This is a genomic window from Streptomyces prunicolor NBRC 13075, from assembly GCF_000367365.1.
GTDB classification, from domain to species: Bacteria; Actinomycetota; Actinomycetes; order Streptomycetales; family Streptomycetaceae; genus Streptomyces; species Streptomyces prunicolor.
In genome coordinates this window covers 104,039-120,070 of the sequence record NZ_BARF01000034.1, presented here as the reverse complement: position 1 = coordinate 120,070, position 16,032 = coordinate 104,039, and the positions used below count along the sequence as shown (strand labels likewise).

At 70.7% G+C, this 16,032-nt stretch carries 17 protein-coding genes; 11 read left to right on the top strand and 6 right to left on the bottom strand.

The features are described 5' to 3' along the window. Nucleotides 1-57 precede the first annotated feature (57 nt). The 5 genes from SPR02S_RS16370 to paaI form a co-directional block, all read right to left on the bottom strand. The gene (locus tag SPR02S_RS16370) at nucleotides 58-621 is read right to left on the bottom strand and encodes a cysteine hydrolase family protein (RefSeq protein ID WP_019058061.1); all 564 of its coding nucleotides are present in this window, start codon (nucleotides 619-621) and stop codon (nucleotides 58-60) included. A gap of 32 nt (nucleotides 622-653) precedes the next feature. Then, nucleotides 654-1,442 (bottom strand): SAM-dependent methyltransferase, encoded by a 789-nt coding sequence (locus SPR02S_RS16365; protein WP_019058060.1) that lies wholly within the window; start codon nucleotides 1,440-1,442, stop codon nucleotides 654-656. Between the two features lie 109 nt (nucleotides 1,443-1,551). Then, nucleotides 1,552-2,202 (bottom strand): TetR/AcrR family transcriptional regulator, encoded by a 651-nt coding sequence (locus SPR02S_RS16360; protein ID WP_245607567.1) that lies wholly within the window; start codon nucleotides 2,200-2,202, stop codon nucleotides 1,552-1,554. A 52-nt stretch (nucleotides 2,203-2,254) separates the two neighbouring features. Beyond that, the gene (paaK, locus tag SPR02S_RS16355; RefSeq protein ID WP_019058058.1) at nucleotides 2,255-3,619 is read right to left on the bottom strand and encodes a phenylacetate--CoA ligase PaaK; all 1,365 of its coding nucleotides are present in this window, start codon (nucleotides 3,617-3,619) and stop codon (nucleotides 2,255-2,257) included. Next, a complete protein-coding gene (gene paaI, locus SPR02S_RS16350; RefSeq protein WP_019058057.1) occupies nucleotides 3,616-4,047 on the bottom strand; it encodes a hydroxyphenylacetyl-CoA thioesterase PaaI in 432 nt (143 codons plus the stop codon). Before paaI ends, paaK begins: the two co-directional genes overlap by 4 nt. Nucleotides 4,048-4,141: 94 nt before the next feature. On the opposite strand from paaI, the gene paaN reads away from it, so the two are divergent. From paaN to SPR02S_RS16295, 11 genes are all read left to right on the top strand, one after another. Further along, nucleotides 4,142-5,854, top strand: a complete 1,713-nt coding sequence (gene paaN, locus SPR02S_RS16345) for a phenylacetic acid degradation protein PaaN (protein WP_019058056.1) — start codon at nucleotides 4,142-4,144, stop codon at nucleotides 5,852-5,854. Then, nucleotides 5,847-7,040 (top strand): thiolase family protein, encoded by a 1,194-nt coding sequence (locus SPR02S_RS16340; RefSeq protein WP_019058055.1) that lies wholly within the window; start codon nucleotides 5,847-5,849, stop codon nucleotides 7,038-7,040. The genes paaN and SPR02S_RS16340 overlap by 8 nt, the downstream gene beginning before the upstream one ends. After that, nucleotides 7,037-7,852, top strand: a complete 816-nt coding sequence (locus SPR02S_RS16335; RefSeq protein ID WP_019058054.1) for an enoyl-CoA hydratase/isomerase family protein — start codon at nucleotides 7,037-7,039, stop codon at nucleotides 7,850-7,852. Before SPR02S_RS16340 ends, SPR02S_RS16335 begins: the two co-directional genes overlap by 4 nt. Next, nucleotides 7,849-8,715, top strand: coding sequence for a 3-hydroxyacyl-CoA dehydrogenase family protein (locus SPR02S_RS16330; protein ID WP_026150596.1), 867 nt, complete (start codon nucleotides 7,849-7,851; stop codon nucleotides 8,713-8,715). The genes SPR02S_RS16335 and SPR02S_RS16330 overlap by 4 nt, the downstream gene beginning before the upstream one ends. Continuing rightward, nucleotides 8,712-9,500, top strand: coding sequence for an enoyl-CoA hydratase/isomerase family protein (locus SPR02S_RS16325; RefSeq protein WP_019058052.1), 789 nt, complete (start codon nucleotides 8,712-8,714; stop codon nucleotides 9,498-9,500). Before SPR02S_RS16330 ends, SPR02S_RS16325 begins: the two co-directional genes overlap by 4 nt. Nucleotides 9,501-9,603: 103 nt before the next feature. Continuing rightward, the gene (gene paaA, locus SPR02S_RS16320) at nucleotides 9,604-10,614 is read left to right on the top strand and encodes a 1,2-phenylacetyl-CoA epoxidase subunit PaaA (RefSeq protein WP_019058051.1); all 1,011 of its coding nucleotides are present in this window, start codon (nucleotides 9,604-9,606) and stop codon (nucleotides 10,612-10,614) included. Beyond that, the gene (gene paaB, locus SPR02S_RS16315) at nucleotides 10,611-10,895 is read left to right on the top strand and encodes a 1,2-phenylacetyl-CoA epoxidase subunit PaaB (RefSeq protein WP_019058050.1); all 285 of its coding nucleotides are present in this window, start codon (nucleotides 10,611-10,613) and stop codon (nucleotides 10,893-10,895) included. Before paaA ends, paaB begins: the two co-directional genes overlap by 4 nt. A 9-nt stretch (nucleotides 10,896-10,904) precedes the next feature. After that, a complete protein-coding gene (gene paaC, locus SPR02S_RS16310; RefSeq protein ID WP_019058049.1) occupies nucleotides 10,905-11,741 on the top strand; it encodes a 1,2-phenylacetyl-CoA epoxidase subunit PaaC in 837 nt (278 codons plus the stop codon). Further along, on the top strand, nucleotides 11,735-12,247 hold the full coding sequence (paaD, locus tag SPR02S_RS16305) for a 1,2-phenylacetyl-CoA epoxidase subunit PaaD (RefSeq protein ID WP_019058048.1): 513 nt from the start codon (nucleotides 11,735-11,737) through the stop codon (nucleotides 12,245-12,247). The genes paaC and paaD overlap by 7 nt, the downstream gene beginning before the upstream one ends. A gap of 67 nt (nucleotides 12,248-12,314) precedes the next feature. Further along, nucleotides 12,315-13,418: a 1,2-phenylacetyl-CoA epoxidase subunit PaaE gene (gene paaE / locus SPR02S_RS16300; RefSeq protein ID WP_019058047.1), complete on the top strand. Its 1,104-nt coding sequence runs from the start codon at nucleotides 12,315-12,317 to the stop codon at nucleotides 13,416-13,418. 8 nt (nucleotides 13,419-13,426) lie between these two features. Beyond that, entirely contained in the window at nucleotides 13,427-14,194 is a 768-nt protein-coding gene (locus SPR02S_RS16295; RefSeq protein ID WP_019058046.1) for an enoyl-CoA hydratase/isomerase family protein, read from the top strand. A gap of 95 nt (nucleotides 14,195-14,289) precedes the next feature. On the opposite strand, the gene SPR02S_RS16290 is transcribed toward SPR02S_RS16295, so the two are convergent. Then, nucleotides 14,290-15,909, bottom strand: a complete 1,620-nt coding sequence (locus tag SPR02S_RS16290) for a S53 family peptidase (protein ID WP_019058045.1) — start codon at nucleotides 15,907-15,909, stop codon at nucleotides 14,290-14,292. Nucleotides 15,910-16,032 lie beyond the last annotated feature (123 nt).

The window sequence follows — 16,032 nt, the reverse complement described above, 5'->3', positions numbered from 1 at the left end:
GGGGGTGAGCGACACCTCTGGCCACGGGAGGCTCACGAGGTTTCGGACGGCCTCCCGCTACTGCGGTGCGATGGCTTTGAGCCAGTCCTCGACGGCGACGACATCCGCCCACCGGGGGAACAGTTTCTCGGTGAGGAACTGGTGCACCTCGGGGTCGGTGTCGAGGCAGGCGTCCGCCAGGACGGCGAGGCCGAAGTCCAGGTCGATGGCGTGCCACAGGGTGGACAGCACCACGGCGCTGGTGGCGATGCCGGTGAGAACGAGGCTGTCGATATCGCGAGCCCTGAGCACCAGGTCGAGGTCGCTGCCCGAGAACGCGCTCCCCCGCCTCTTGGTGACCACGACGTCGCCTTGCTGGGGCGCGATGTCGTGATGGATCTCGGTGCCAGGAGCCCCCTCGGTGAACAGGCCGGCCCGCACGACGTCTGTCATCGCCTTGTTGCGGGGGCTGACTTCCGGATCGCCCGGCCGTAGCGCGATCATGACGTAGATCACCGGGATACCGGCAGCCCGGGCACCGTCGATCGCCCTGCGCAGACGCGGCACATAGCCGGAACCGTCGTCGGCCATGGCCACGATGTCCCGTTGGACGTCCATCACCAGAAGTGCGCTGTTCGCCATGCTTGTCGTTCCTCCGATACGGCCTGACGGTCTCAGCGGACCCGCGCCACCGCCGCATAGATCCCGCTGCCCTCCGGAGCGTCCTCCGACGTCGGCGGATTCCACTCCGTCGCCGTCACCAGGCCCGGCGCCACCAGGTCGAGGCCGTCGAAGAAGCGGGCCACCTCGGGGCGGGTGCGGAAGCCGAGTGTGATGCCGCCCTTGGCGTACTCGGCGGTGACCTGGGCGGCGAGCTCGGGGTAGAGGTCGGATGCCGCGTGGGACAGGACCAGGTAGCTGCCGGACGGCAGGGTGGCGACGAGGTTGCGGACGATGCCGTGGGCGTCCTGCTCGTCCGGGATGAAGTGCATCAGCGCGATCAGCGAGAGGGCGATCGGGCGGGTGAAGTCCAGGACGTGGCGGGCGTGTTCGACGATGTGCTCGGGCTCGCGCACATCGGCCTGGATGTAGTCGGTGACCCCGTCGGTGTGGCTGACCAGCAGTGCCTCGGCGTGACGCAGGACGATCGGGTCGTTGTCGGTGTAGACGACCTTCGCCGTCGGCACCGTCTGCTGGACGATCTGGTGCAGGTTGGGCGCGGTGGGGATGCCCGTGCCGATGTCCAGGAACTGGTCGATGCCCTCGCCGGCGAGCCAGGTCGCCGCGCGGTGCATGAACCCGCGGTTCTGCCGGGCCGCGTCCTTCGCCTCGGGCGGCAGTTTCTCGCCCACGGCCTCGTCGACCGGGTAGTTGTCCTTGCCGCCGAGCAGCCAGTCGTAGACCCGCGCGGGATGTGCTTTGCCGGTGTCGATTCGCGCTGCCTGCTGGGGGTCGGTCGTCATGGCAACTCCATCGCGGCGGGCGGCACGGGGATCGGGCCGAACTCTCGATCATCGTACTCGGGCCGGTCATGTGGCTTGCGGGGGAGGGGAGTTGGGTCCGTCGTGCCCCTCAACTCGCCGTAGGTCCGTGCAGGCCGTCGAAGAGGATGGTCGTCAGGGCGTCGGCCAGCGTCGCCACGGTCAGGTCGCGGTCCGGGCGGTACCACTCCACGAGGGAGTTGACGGTGCCGAACAGCAGCCGGCTGGCGAGATGCGGGTCGATGTCCGCCCGTATGCCGCCCTCGGCCGCCGCCCGGGTCATCAACTCGGCCACCCGGTGGTCGAATTCACGACGCCGGGCGAGCGCCCGCTGCTCGACCTCGCTGTTGCCGTGCAGCCGCAACAGCAAGGTGACGTACGGCAGTTCGGCGGCGAGCACCTCGACACTGCGGTGGACGATACGTTTCATCCGGGTGGTCGCCGTGCTCTCCGGCGACCCGCCCTCCGGGTCCTGGGCGGCCTGCTTCTCCTCCTCGTCGAGTACGGCGAAGAGGGCGTCCAGGGCGCGGTTGACCGCCAGTTCGAGGAGTTCCTCCTTGCCGGACACGTGGTGGTAGATGCTCGACTTGCTGAGGCCCAGGCGCCTGGCCAGTTCCTCCATGCCGGTGCCGTCGTAGCCGCGTTCGTTGAAGACCACGACGGCGATCTCCAGCAGCGAGTCGCGGTCGTAGGCGGGACGGCCGCGGCGGTCGGCCGGGTTCTGCACAGGTGTCCTGGTCACCGGTCCATTGTGACAAGGCCGGCGGTCACGCCGGACGGAACCGCCTCGGAGGTCACTGCTCCCGCAGATCCTTCACCCGGCGGATCTTGCCCACCGAGCGCTCCAGGGTCTCCGGATCGACGATCTCCACCGCGACGGTCACGCCCACGCCGTCCTTGACGCCCTTGCCGATCGCCGCCGCGGCTGCATCCCGCTGCTCGGGAGTGGCACCGGGGCGGGCCTCGGCGCGGACCGTCATGTGGTCCATGCGGCCGCGCCGGCTGAGCTGGATCGTGAAGTGCGGGGCGACGGCGGGGGTGCGCAGCAGGATCTCCTCGATCTGGCTGGGGAAGACGTTCACCCCGCGCAGGATGATCATGTCGTCGCAGCGGCCGGTGATCTTCTCGATGCGCCGGAAGGCGGGGCGGGCCGTGCCGGGGAGGAGCCGGGTCAGATCGCGGGTGCGGTAACGGATGATCGGCAGCGCCTCCTTGGTGAGGGAGGTGAAGGTCAGCTCGCCGCTGTCGCCGTCGGGCAGCACCTCGTCGGTGATCGGGTCGACGACCTCCGGGTAGAAGTGGTCCTCCCACACGTGCAGGCCGTCCTTGGTCTCCACGCACTCCTGCGCGACACCCGGGCCGATCACCTCCGACAGGCCGTAGATGTCGACCGCGTGGATGTCCATGCGCTCCTCGATCTCGCGGCGCATCTCCTCCGTCCACGGCTCGGCACCGAAGATGCCCACCTTGAGCGAGCTGGTGCGCGGGTCGACGCCCTGGCGCTCGAACTCGTCGAGGAGCGTGAGCATGTAGGACGGGGTGACCATGATGATCTCGGGCTTGAAGTCCTGGATGATCTGCACCTGGCGTGCGGTCATGCCACCGGAGGCGGGAATCACCGTGCAGCCCGCGCGCTCGGCGCCGTAGTGCGCGCCCAGACCACCGGTGAACAACCCATAGCCGTACGACACATGGATCTTGTGGCCGGGCCGGCCGCCGGCCGCGCGGATCGAGCGGGCCACCACGTCGGCCCACATGGAAATGTCGTTCTCTGTGTAGCCGACGACCGTGGGGCGGCCGGTGGTGCCACTGGAGGCGTGGATACGGCGGACCTGGTCCATGGGGACGGCGAACATGCCGAAGGGGTACGTGTCGCGCAGGTCGGCCTTGGTGGTGAAGGGGAACCGGGCCAGGTCCTCGAGGGTGCGGCAGTCGTCGGGTTTGACGCCGGCTTCGTCGAACTTCCTGCGGTACAGCTCCACGTTGTCGTAGGCGTGCCTCAACGTGGCCTGGAGCAGGCCGAGTTGGTGCTCGCGCAGCTCCTCGCGGCTCAGGCGTTCGGCGGCGTCCAGCAACCCGTCGGGGAGTGGTTCCCCCAGGCGCGTACTCACGGGTGCCGAAACCGGTGAGGCCGCAGGGGCTGTCAGGTCGCTGCTCATGGAGACTCCTTCGTCTTCGCGCTGTTGATCGTGCGGCTGCGGCCGCGGAACTCCGCGATCACCTGGTCGCCGCGCAGCACGCTCACGTCGTAGATGCCGCTGCGGCCGAACCGGGTGCGCTCCGTCGCCGTCGCCACCAGGACGTCGCCCTCGTACGCCGGGGCGACGAAGTCGATGTCGGCCGCTGCGGCCACGGTCACCGGGCCGTGGCTGTTGCAGGCACAGGCGAAGGCGGAGTCGGCGAACAGGAACAGATAGCCGCCGTGGGCGATCTTGTGTCCATTGACCATGGCCGGGGTCACGGTCATACGGAGCACGGCGGTCCCTGCGCCGTGCTCGACGAGCTCCATCCCGAGAGCCCGGGACGCCTCGTCCGCGGCGAACATCCTCGCCGTCGGACCGGAGGCCGTCTCGGCGGCCTGCGTCATTTTCCACCACCTTGTGGACCGACCGAACATTCGGTTAGCGTGCGTCACGGCCAAGTAATCCAGCAACACCACTGCCTGTCAAGAGGTGGAATGCATGCTTCAGACCAGCTCCGAGCTGCCCGACTTCTTCTCGCGCCATCGCGCCCTGCTGGAACAGGCGGTCGCCGCGACCGCCGCCCGCGACCACTGGACGCCGTACCCGGAGTCGCCCAGTAAGTCGGTCTACGGCGAGGACGCGGCCAAGAACGGCGAGGCCGCCTTCCAGGAGCAGCTCGGCGGGCATGTCGAGCTGGCGGGGCATCCCGGCGACGGGCGCGTGTCGGCCGCCGAGACCTCACCGTACGGCTTCGAGCTGGGCATCTCCTACCCCCGCGTCGCGCCGGACGAGGCGGTGGCCGCCGCCCTGGCCGCCACCGGGCCCTGGCGCGACGCGGGCCCCGACACCCGCGCCGGTGTGGCCGCCGAGATCCTGGCCCGGTTGAACGCGGCGAGCTTCGAGATCGCGCACGCCGTGCAGCACACCACCGGGCAGGCCTTCGTCATGGCGTTCCAGGCGGGCGGCCCGCACGCCCAGGACCGGGGTCTTGAGGCCGTCGCGTACGCGTGGGCCGAGCAGAAGCGGCACCCGGGCGCGGCCCGCTGGAGCAAGCCGCAGCGCAAGGGCGGCCCACAGGTCCTGGACAAGAAGTTCACTCCGGTCGGCCGCGGGGTCTCGCTGCTCATCGCCTGCAACACCTTCCCGACCTGGAACGGCTACCCGGGCCTGTTCGCCAGCCTGGTCACCGGCAACCCGGTCGTGGTCAAGCCGCACCCGGGCGCCGTCCTCCCCCTTGCGATCACCGTGCGGATCGCCCGCGAGGTACTGGCCGAGGCGGGCTTCGACCCGAACCTCGTGATCCTCGCCGCCGAGGAGCCCGGGGGCCGTAGCGCCGCCGTCCTCGCGCTGCACCCCGACGTCCGGATCGTCGACTTCACCGGCTCCACGGAGTTCGGCGACTGGCTGGAGGCCAACGCCCGCCAGGCCCTCGTGTACACGGAGAAGGCCGGTCTCAACACCGTTGTCCTGGACTCCACCGACGACTACCGCGGTCTGCTCGGCAACCTCGCCTTCTCGCTGGCCCTCTACAGCGGCCAGATGTGCACCACCCCGCAGAACCTCCTGATCCCGCGCGACGGCATCACCACCGACCAAGGCCCGCGCAGCGCCGACGAGTTCGCCGCCGACCTGGGCACGGCGCTCGACAAGGTGCTCGGCGACCCGGCCCGCGCGGCCGGCACCCTCGGCACGATCGTCAACGACGGCGTGCGGGACCGCTTGGAACAGGCCGCGTCGGTCGGTCGTACGGTGCGGGCGTCGGCGTCCGTCGAACACCCCGAGTACCCGAAGGCCGTCGTCCGTACGCCGCTGATCGCGCGCCTTGATGCCGAGGGTGACCGGGGGACATACACCCGGGAATGGTTCGGGCCGGTGTCGTTCGTCATCGGCACCGACTCCACCGAGCACAGTCTGCGGATCCTGCGTGAGACGGTGCGGGCGCACGGCGCGCTGACCGCCGCCGTCCACTCCACCAGTGAACCGGTGCTGGACGCGGCCGAGTTGGTCGCCCTGGACGCGGGCGTGCACCTCTCGGAGAACCTCACCGGCGGTGTCTTCGTCAACCAGTCCGCCGCGTTCAGCGACTTCCACGGCAGCGCCGCCAACCCGGCGGCCAGCGCCACCCTGTCCGACCCCGCGTTCGTCACCGGCCGCTTCGCGACCCTCCAGTCACGCCGGCCCGCCCCCGCCGAGGAGACCACCGATGCCTGAGCTGTCCTCCGACGAGGTCTATCTGATCGACGGGGCCCGCACCCCGCAGGGCCGCTACGGCGGCGCCCTCGCCTCCGTACGACCCGACGACCTCGCCGCCCTGGTCGTCGGCGAGGCGGTCCGGCGCGCCGGAATCCCGGCCGAGGAGGTCGACGAGGTGATCCTCGGCGCCGCCAACCAGGCCGGCGAGGACAACCGTGACGTGGCGCGGATGGCCGTACTGCTGGCCGGGCTGCCGCACACCGTGCCCGGCTACACCGTCAACCGGCTCTGCGCCTCGGGACTGACCGCCGTCGCCTCGGCCGCCCAGGCGATACGCGCCGGAGAGGCGGACCTCGTCGTCGCGGGCGGCGTGGAGTCCATGACCCGCGCCCCCTGGGTGATGGCCAAGCCGGGCACCCCGTGGGCCAAGCCGGGGGAGGTGCACGACACCTCGCTCGGCTGGCGCTTCACCAATCCGCGCTTCGCCGCCCAGCAGACCCTGACGATGGGCGAGACGGCCGAAGAGGTTGCCGAGCTGGACGGCATCACCCGTGCCGAGTCCGACGCGTTCGCGCTGCGCAGCCATCAACGGGCCGTCGCCGCCCAGGAGTCGGGCCGCTTCGACCGGGAGATCGTGCCGGTCTCGGTGAAGGACGGCGAGGTGACCCGTGACGAGGGCCCACGACCCGGAACCACGCTGGAGAAGCTCGGCTCGCTGCGCACCATCTTCCGCGAGGGCGGCATCGTCACCGCCGGTTCCTCCTCACCGCTGTCCGACGGCGCCGCCGCGCTGGTCGTCGCGAGCGGAGCGGCCGTCCGACGCCACGGACTCACGCCGAGGGCCCGCATCGTCACCTCCGCCTCGGCCGGGGTGCAGCCCGACATCATGGGTCTGGGCCCGGTACCCGCCACCGAGAAGGCCCTCGCCCGCGCCGGTTGGGGGACCGGCGACCTGGACGCGATCGAACTCAACGAGGCCTTCGCCGCGCAGGCCCTCGCCGTCACGCGCCGCCTCAAGCTGGACGAGGAGAAGGTCAACGCCGACGGTGGAGCGATCGCGCTGGGCCATCCTCTCGGGTGCTCCGGCGCCCGTATCCTGCTCACGCTGCTGGGCAGGTTGGAGCGCGAGAACGGCAGCCGGGGCCTGGCCACGCTGTGCGTCGGGGTCGGGCAGGGCGTCGCGATGCTCGTGGAGCGGGTATGAGCGCCTCCGACACCGACACCGACACCGGCACCGGCCTGAGCGCCTCCGACACCGGCGACTACGAGACCCTCCTCGTCGAGGACCGCGAGGACCGGCTCGTCGTCACCCTGCACCGCCCCGACGCGCGCAACGCCATCAGCGGGCTGATGATCCGCGAACTGCACGCCATCTGCGACCAGTTGGAGCAGGACCCCAGGTTCCTGCTGCTCACCGGTCACGGCGGGGTCTTCGCGGGCGGCGCCGACATCGCGGAGCTGCTCGCACGCGGCCGGGACGAAGCCCTCCAGGGCATCAACAGCCGGCTCTTCGAGCGGGTACGTCGGCTGCCGATGCCGACCCTCGCCGCGGTGGACGGCTGGGCGCTGGGCGGTGGTGCGGAACTGTCGTACGCCTGCGACCTGCGTATCGCCGGACCTGACGCCGTCTTCGGCAACCCGGAGCCAGGGCTCGGCATCCTCGCCGCGGCCGGTGCCTGCTGGCGGCTGCCCGAGCTGGTCGGCGAGTCCGTGGCCAAGCAGGTGCTGCTCGCCGGGCGGAACCTCGACGCGGCGGCAGCCCTGGCCGCCGGGCTGGTCATCGACGTCGTACCGGCGGAGAAGTTGCTGGACGAGGCGCACACGCTGCTCGATCGCATGGCCCGTTCGTCGGCCACGGCCCTTCGGCTCACCAAGCTCGTGGTCGACTCGCCCGGCGCCCACCCGGTCGCCGACGACCTCGCACAGGCCGTGCTCTTCGAGGGGCAGGACAAGAAGGACCGTATGACTCGCTTCTTGAACAAAAGAGGCTTGGAGCAGAGGAGCAGCCGATCATGAGCCCAACACCCCACTCCGCGCCCGCAGTTGTCGGTGTGATCGGCGGTGGCCGGATGGGCGCCGGGATCGCGCAGTCGTTCGCGGCCGCCGGTTCGTCCGTGACCGTCGTGGAGAGCGGCGAGGCCGCTTCGGCCGCCGCGCTGGACCGGGTCGCCACCGGCTTGAGGCGGGCCGCCGAGCGGGGTCTGCTCAGTGAAGCCGCCGAGCAGGTGCTCGCCCGCGTCACCGTGGCAGACTCGGTCGACGGACTCCCTGCTGACGCGGACCTCGTCGTCGAGGCCGTCCCCGAGGACGCCGGGCTCAAGGCCCGTGTGCTCGCGGCGGCCGAGCAGGCGGTGGGCGCGACGACCGTGCTGGCCACCAACACCAGCTCGCTCTCGGTCACCGAACTCGCCGCCGTACTCACCCGGCCCGGCCGTTTCCTCGGCATGCACTTCTTCAACCCGGTGCCCGCTTCCGCGCTGGTCGAGATCGTCGTAGCCCCGCACACTGAGGCCGCCGTCGTCAGCGCAGCCCTCGACTGGACGCACGCCCTGGGCAAGAAGGACGTGACCGTCAAGGACTCGCCCGGCTTCGCCAGCAGTCGCCTCGGACTCGCGCTCGGTCTGGAGGCGATCCGCATGGTCGAGGAGGGCGTCGCCGAGCCGGAGGCGATCGACGACGCGATGAGCCTCGGCTACAAGCACCCCATGGGCCCGCTGCGGCTCACCGACCTGGTCGGTCTCGACGTACGCCTGGCCATCGCCGAGTACCTGCACTCCACCCTCGGCGAGCGCTTCGCACCGCCACAGCTGTTGCGCGACAAGGTCGCCCGCGGTGAGCTGGGCCGAAAGACGGGACAGGGGTTCTACGCGTGGAAGTGAGCGAATCTCCGGACGGCGTCGGCTATCGCCTGGACGCCGGTGTCGCCACCATCGAGTTGCGCGGGCCCGCGCTCGATGTCGCCCTGCGGAGTGGGCTGTTGGCCGCCGTACGCCAGGTGCGCGATGACGGGGACGCCGTCCGTGCCGTGCTGCTCACCGCGCGGGGCAAGCACTTCTGCGTGGGGCAGGACCTCAAGGAGCACGCCCGCGCGCTGGAGGCCGAACCCGAGTCCGCCTTCGCCTGTGTGCGGAATGAGTACAACCCCCTCGTGGAGGCGCTGCACGCGCTGACCCAGCCGGTCGTCGTGGCCGTCGAGGGCGCGTGTGTCGGGGCCGGGCTCGGGCTGGCGCTCTGCGCGGATGTGCGGGTCGCGGCCGAGGGGGCACGGTTCGCGACCGCGTTCACCGGGATCGGGCTGGCCGCCGACAGTGGGCTGAGCGGTGCGCTGGCGCAGGCGGTGGGTCCGTCGCGGGCCGCCGCGCTGATGCTGCTCGGGGACCGGTTCGGCGCGGAGGACGCGCTGCGGTGGGGGCTGGTGCACCGGGTCGTGCCGGACGGGGACGCTACGGCGGAGGGGCTGGCCCTGGCCAGGCGGCTGGCCGCCGGGCCCACCGTCGCGTACGCGGAGGTGAAGGCGCTGCTGCGGGACGCGCCCGGCGCGAGCCTCGCCACCGTGCTGGAACGGGAGGCGGCGGCGCAGGAGCGGCTGGGGGCGACGCGGGACCACCGGGCGGCCGTAGCGGCGTTTCTCGCTCGTGCGGAGCCGTCGTTCGAGGGCCGGTGAGAAGGCTGGTGACCAGCCTTTCACTCGGCAGGTCTTGCCTCGCAGGGGGAAACCCATCAGACTAGGTACCGAACGAATGGTCGGTAGGGAAGTTGGTGTGTCGATGACCAGCACAGGCACGGAGGCGTCAGCCGCCGGCTGGGACGAAGCGCGGCTCTCGGAGCAGTTCGATGCCACGATCGCGAAGGACCAGCGGATCGAGCCCCGCGACTGGATGCCCGACGGCTATCGCAGGACCCTGATCCGGCAGATCGCGCAGCACGCGCACTCCGAGATCATCGGGATGCAGCCGGAGGGCGACTGGATCACCCGCGCGCCCTCCCTGCGCCGCAAGGCGATCCTCTTCGCGAAGGTGCAGGACGAGGCCGGACACGGACTGTATCTCTACTCGGCCGCCGAGACCCTGGGCGCGGACCGCGCGGAGCTGACCGACGCGCTGATCGAGGGCCGGCAGAAGTACTCGTCGATCTTCAACTACCCGACGCCGACCTTCGCCGACGTCGGCGTGATCGGCTGGTTCGTGGACGGCGCGGCGATCTGCAACCAGGTGCCGCTGTGCCGCTGTTCGTACGGGCCGTACGCGCGGGCCATGGTGCGGGTGTGCAAGGAGGAGTCCTTCCACCAGCGCCAGGGCTACGAGTTGCTGCTCACGATGATGCGCGGCACGGACGGCCAGCGGGCCATGGTCCAGGACGCGGTGGACCGTTGGTGGTGGCCGTCGTTGATGATGTTCGGCCCGCCCGACGACGACTCGCCCAACTCGGCGCGTTCCATGGCCTGGAAGATCAAGCGGCACAGCAACGACGAACTGCGTCAGCGCTTCGTCGACATGACGGTTCCGCAGGCGGAGAAGCTCGGAGTCACCCTGCCCGACCCGGAGTTGAGCTGGAACGAGGAACGTGGTCACCACGACTTCGGCACCCCGGACTGGTCCGAGTTGCAGCGCGTGATCAGCGGCGACGGACCGCGCAACGTCGAGCGGGTCTCCCGCCGCCGGGCCGCCCACGAGGAGGGCGCCTGGGTCCGGGAGGCGGCCACCGCGCACGCGGCCAAGCAGGCCGCCCGTACACAGGAAACGGCCCGTACGCAGAAGACCGAAGGAGCGGCGGCATGACGCAGGAGTGGCCCCTGTACGAGGTGTTCGTCCGCGGCAAGCGCGGCCTGAACCACGTCCATGTCGGCTCGCTGCACGCCGCCGACGACGCCATGGCGCTCACCCACGCCCGCGACCTCTACACGCGGCGCAACGAAGGTGTGTCCATCTGGGTCGTGCGCTCCGAGCACATCGCCGCCTCGACCCGCGACGAGAAGGACCCGTTCTTCGCGCCGAGCGCCGACAAGGTCTACCGCCACCCGACCTTTTACGACATCCCCGACGACGTCCCCCACATCTAGGAGCAGGGAATGAGTGACGACCACGTCTATCTGTCCCTGGCCGAGGGGCACGACGACAGCGACGCCCGCTGGGCGTTCGGCACCGGTTTCGAGGACCCGCTGCACGGCGTCGACCAGACCGTGCCGGAGGGTACGGACTCCGCTCAACTGGCCGCGTTCTGCCTGGCACTTGGTGACGACGCACTCGTGAGCGCGCAGCGGCTGGCCCAATGGTGCACGGCCGCACCGGAGTTGGAGGAGGAGGTCGCCCTGGCCAACATCGGGCTCGACCTCCTCGGCCAGACCCGCCTGCTCTACGCGCGTGCCGGCCAGGTCGACGGCACCGGACGCGGCGAGGACGCGTACGCCTACTTCCGTGACGCGGACGACTTCCGCAACGTACGGCTGGCCGAACTCCCCAACGGAGACTTCGCGTTCTCGATCACTCGACTCCTGGTGCTGTCCTCCTGGCGACTCGCCCTCTTCGAGCGACTCGCCACCACGGCATCGGACCCCGTGCTCGCCGCCATCGCCGCCAAGGGCGCCAAGGAGCTTGCGTACCACCGCCAGTACGCCGCCGAGTGGGTCGTCCGGCTGGGCGACGGCACGGAGGAGTCGCAGCGCCGGACGCGGGACGCGCTGGCCGCCATCGCGCCGTACGTGGACGAACTCTTCGCGGACGACGGTGAGTTGAGGACCGAGGTCCTGGCCGTGCTCCGCCAGGTCACCGATGCCGCCGGGCTCGTCCTGCCCGAGGTGGCACCGGTTCCCGGACACGGCCGCGACGGCGACCGCACCGAACACCTGGCCCCGCTGCTGGCCGAACTCCAGAGCGTGGCCCGCGCCCACCCGGAGGCGACATGGTGACCGCACTCGTGTCGGTGGACAGCCGGCGGGCCTGGCGCATCGCCGCGCAGGTGCCCGACCCCGAGATGCCCATGCTCACCCTCGCCGACCTCGGTGTACTGCGCGGGGTGGAGATCGGCGCGGACGGCACGGTCGTGGCGAGCCTGACGCCCACCTACTCCGGCTGCCCCGCCATGGCCGAGATGCGCGCCGAGGTGGCCGCGCGGCTGCGGGACGCCGGGTTCGCCAAGGTGGAGATCCGGACCGTGCTCGACCCGCCGTGGAGCACCGACTGGATCACCCCCGAGGGCCGCCGCAACCTCTCCGAGCACGGCATCGCCCCGCCCGGCGCGGCACCCAGCGGCCCGATCAAGCTCACGCTGTCGCCTACCCGCCGTACGGTGCCCTGCCCCCGCTGCGGATCGGCGGACACCGAGGAGACCTCGCACTTCGCCGCGACCTCCTGCAAAGCCCTGTGGCGGTGCCGCGTCTGCCGCGAGCCGTTCGAGTACGTCAAGGAGATCTGATGGCGAGCCCCCAACGCCTGCTCGCGGCGAACCCCCAACTCCCGCCCGTGGAAAGGACGGTGGACCAGTGACCGCCCCGGCCCCGACCACCCCTGCCCGCCCGGCGCGTCGCCGGCCGGCCTTCCACGCCCTGCGGGTCGCCGCCGTCGAGTCGCTGTGCGAGGACGCCGCCGCCATCAGCTTCGACATCCCCGAGCACCTCGCCGAGGAGTTCGCGTACCGGCCCGGGCAGTCGCTCACGCTCCGCCGCGAGGTCGAGGGACGCGACGAGCGCCGCTCGTACTCGATCTGCTCCCCGGCGGGAGCGCGCCCGCGCATCGGCGTACGGGTCGTCCCCGGCGGCCTGTTCTCCTCCTGGCTGGTCAACGACGTACGCCCCGGAGACACCGTCGAGGTGATGGCCCCCACCGGCGCCTTCACCCCCGACCTGACCCTCCCCGGCCACCACGTCCTGATCGCGGCCGGCTCCGGAATCACCCCGATGCTGTCCATCGCGGAATCCGTCCTCGCCGCCGACACCCGCTCCCGCGTCACGCTCTTCTACGGCAACCGGCGCAGCGACACCGTGATGTTCGCGGACGACCTCGCCGACCTGAAGGACCTGTACCCCGGCCGTTTCCAGCTGGCGCACATCCTGTCCCGCGAGCCGCGCGAGGCGGAGATCCTCTCCGGCCGCCTCGACGCCGACCGGCTCACCACGCTCGTGGACGCCCTCGTCGACGTGGAGACCGCCGACCACTGGTGGCTGTGCGGCCCGCACGGCATGGTCCGCGACGCCCAACAGGTCCTCACCGGCCTCGGCGTCCCCGCCGGACGCGTCCACCAGGAACTGTTCTACGCCGACGACGAGCCCGTGCGGACCAACGAACACATCGACAAGGCCTACGAGGGCCCCGTCAGCCAGGTGAGCATCACGCTCGACGGCCGCACCACCAACTCCGCTCTGCACAAAGACAGTTCGATCCTCGACGGCGCCCAGAAGACCCGCCCCGACCTGCCCTTCGCCTGCAAGGGCGGCGTCTGCGGCACCTGCCGCGCACTGGTCACCGAGGGCACCGCGGACATGCGGCGCAACTACGCCCTCGAACCCGCCGAGGTCGACGCCGGGTATGTCCTCACCTGCCAGACCTTCCCCGTGTCCGACACTCTCGCCGTCGACTACGACAGCTGAGGCCGGCCATGACCCTTCACTTTGAGGTCACCGAGGGCGTCGGCACGATCCGGCTCGACCGGCCACCGATGAACGCGCTGGACACGGAGACACAGGACGGCCTGCGCGCACTCGCCGAGGAGGCCTCGCGTCGCGACGACGTGCGGGCGGTGGTGATCTACGGCGGGGAGAAGGTGTTCGCTGCCGGCGCGGACATCAAGGAGATGCAGCGGATGGACCATGCGGCGATGGTCGTGCGGTCGCGGGCGTTGCAGGAGTCGTTCACGGCGGTGGCCCGCATTCCGAAGCCGGTGGTCGCGGCGATCACGGGCTACGCGCTGGGCGGGGGTTGCGAGTTGGCCCTGTGCGCGGATTTCCGGATCGCGGCGGACAACGCGAAGTTGGGGCAGCCGGAGATTCTCCTCGGGTTGATTCCGGGGGCGGGTGGCACGCAGCGGCTGGCGCGGCTCATCGGCCCCTCGAAGGCGAAGGACCTGATCTTCACGGGTCGGATGGTCAAGGCGGACGAGGCGCTCGCGCTGGGGCTCGTCGATCGACTCGCCCCCGCCGCCGAGGTGTTCAGCGAGGCGCATGCGTGGGCGGCGAAGTTGGCGCAGGGTCCGGCGATCGCGTTGCGTGCGGCGAAGGAAGCGATCGACACCGGTCTGGAGACGGACCTCGAGACCGGGCTCGCCGTCGAACGCACGTGGTTCGCGGGGCTGTTCGCGACCGAGGACCGTGAGCGCGGGATGCGCAGCTTCGTCGAAGAGGGCCCCGGCAAAGCCAAGTTCAGGTGATGCAGGCGACGTGAAGCGCGGGCCGGGAGTGATTCCCGGCCCGCGCTTCATTCATCGGTGTTCAGCTACTGGCATCGGAGGTCAGTCAACGGAGGTCAGCCGAGCAGCTTGGTCTCCAGGGTCGCGGCGTTGTACGAGCCCCAACCGCTGGTGAAGTCCCAGCCGCTGGCCGCGGAGTAGGCGCCGTTGCTGCCACTGGTGATGTCGTGGAAGCCGGTGCCGCTCGCCGTGTACAGCGCGGGGTTGGCGAAGCCGAGGTTGGCCTTGCCGGCCGCCGCGGCCCGCTGGTTGTAGAGCGCGCCGAAGGCCGCCCACTCGGGCGCGGCGGCGCTGGTGCCGCCGACCGTGCCCCAGCTGCCCTGCGAGTAGATCGAGACACCGGGGCTCGGGTTCGCGAGCGCCGACACGTCGGGAACCTGCCGGTAGCCGCCGCCCGCGGTCTTCTGCACCGCGGTCTGCCAGCTCGGGATCTTGAAGACGGAGGACTTGCCGCCGCCACCGCCCGACCAGGCCGTTTCCTTGCTCCACGCGTTGGCGGAGGTGACGGTCAGCGTCGTGCCGCCGACGCCGGTGACGTAAGGGTCGCTCGCCGGGTAGTCGACGGTGGTGGTGCCGTCGCCCGCGTCGTCCGAGCCGTCGTCGCCGGAGGCGGCGTAGAAGCCGAGGCCCTCGGCCGCGCCCGCCTTGAAGACGGCGTCCACAGCGTTGATGTTGGAGGTCGTGCGCTGGCTCTCGGACGCGCCCCAGCTGATGGAGGTGGTCGGGATGCCGCTGTCGACGATGGCCTGGTAGGTGTCGACCTCACCGGCGTCGGAGTTCGGGCCCTCGAAGACCGTGACGTTCGCCTTCGGGGCGATCGCGTGCAGGACCTCGATGTCCAGCTCGACCTCGACCTGACCGTCACCGAGCGCGCCGGAACCGCCGTCCACCTTCGACACGGTCGGAGTGGGGGAGCCCAGGCTGTAGTTGGTGTCGTACTTGGTGATGTTGGACTGCGCGAAGCCGTCGAACTCGAGCAGCGCGATCTTCTGGCCGCTGCCGGTGTACGTGCTGGAGACGTTGTAGCCGCCCTTGATCTGGGCCGGGGTGTAGCCGCCGCCGGGGCCGTTGTGCGGGTTGACCTTGGCGGACCCCTGGTGGTGCAGCTGGGCGCGGTTGTTGAGGCCGGTCACGTCGCTGACCAGGCCGGCGATGCCGGTCGGCAGGGTCGGCGCGGTCTCGTTGGCGTAGAACGCGCGGCCCGACTTGGCGTCCTTCCACGTCGACAGCTTGGTGCCGAACGCCTTCTCCAACTGCGCGGCGGTGCCACTGGCGTCGACCAGCAGGTTCCCCGAGTGGACCTTGCCGACAGTGAGACCCTGGGCGCGCAGGAAGTCCTTGACCTGCTTCACCTCGGCGTCGGTCCGGCCGAAGCGGGCCGCGAACTGAGCCTTCGTCAGATAGTGGCCGTAGGAACTCGACCGCGGATTACTGACGTTGGCGATGAAGGTGTCGAGTGACTTGTCGTTTCTCGGGGTCAGGCTGATGGCCACCGATATGCGCTTGGCGGCGGAGACGGCGCCGGTGCGGGCCGCGTCGTGGTTCAGGCCCTTGAGGACATCTCCCGCGATGGCGGCGCGAGTTGTGTGCGGCTGGGCGGCGGCGTAGGCGCTGGGGACGGCGGCGGCGAGCAGAGCCGGTACGGCGACCAGACCGACCAGTTTCAGTCGTGACATCACTGAGGTCCTCCGAGGAGTGGGGGGTTGGCGTCCCGGAAGGGGAACGGCTTCACCGTAGGAACACCGGCCCCACCCGCATAAGCGGGGGAACCCTTGCGTTGTGTGTTAACTGCGCATGTC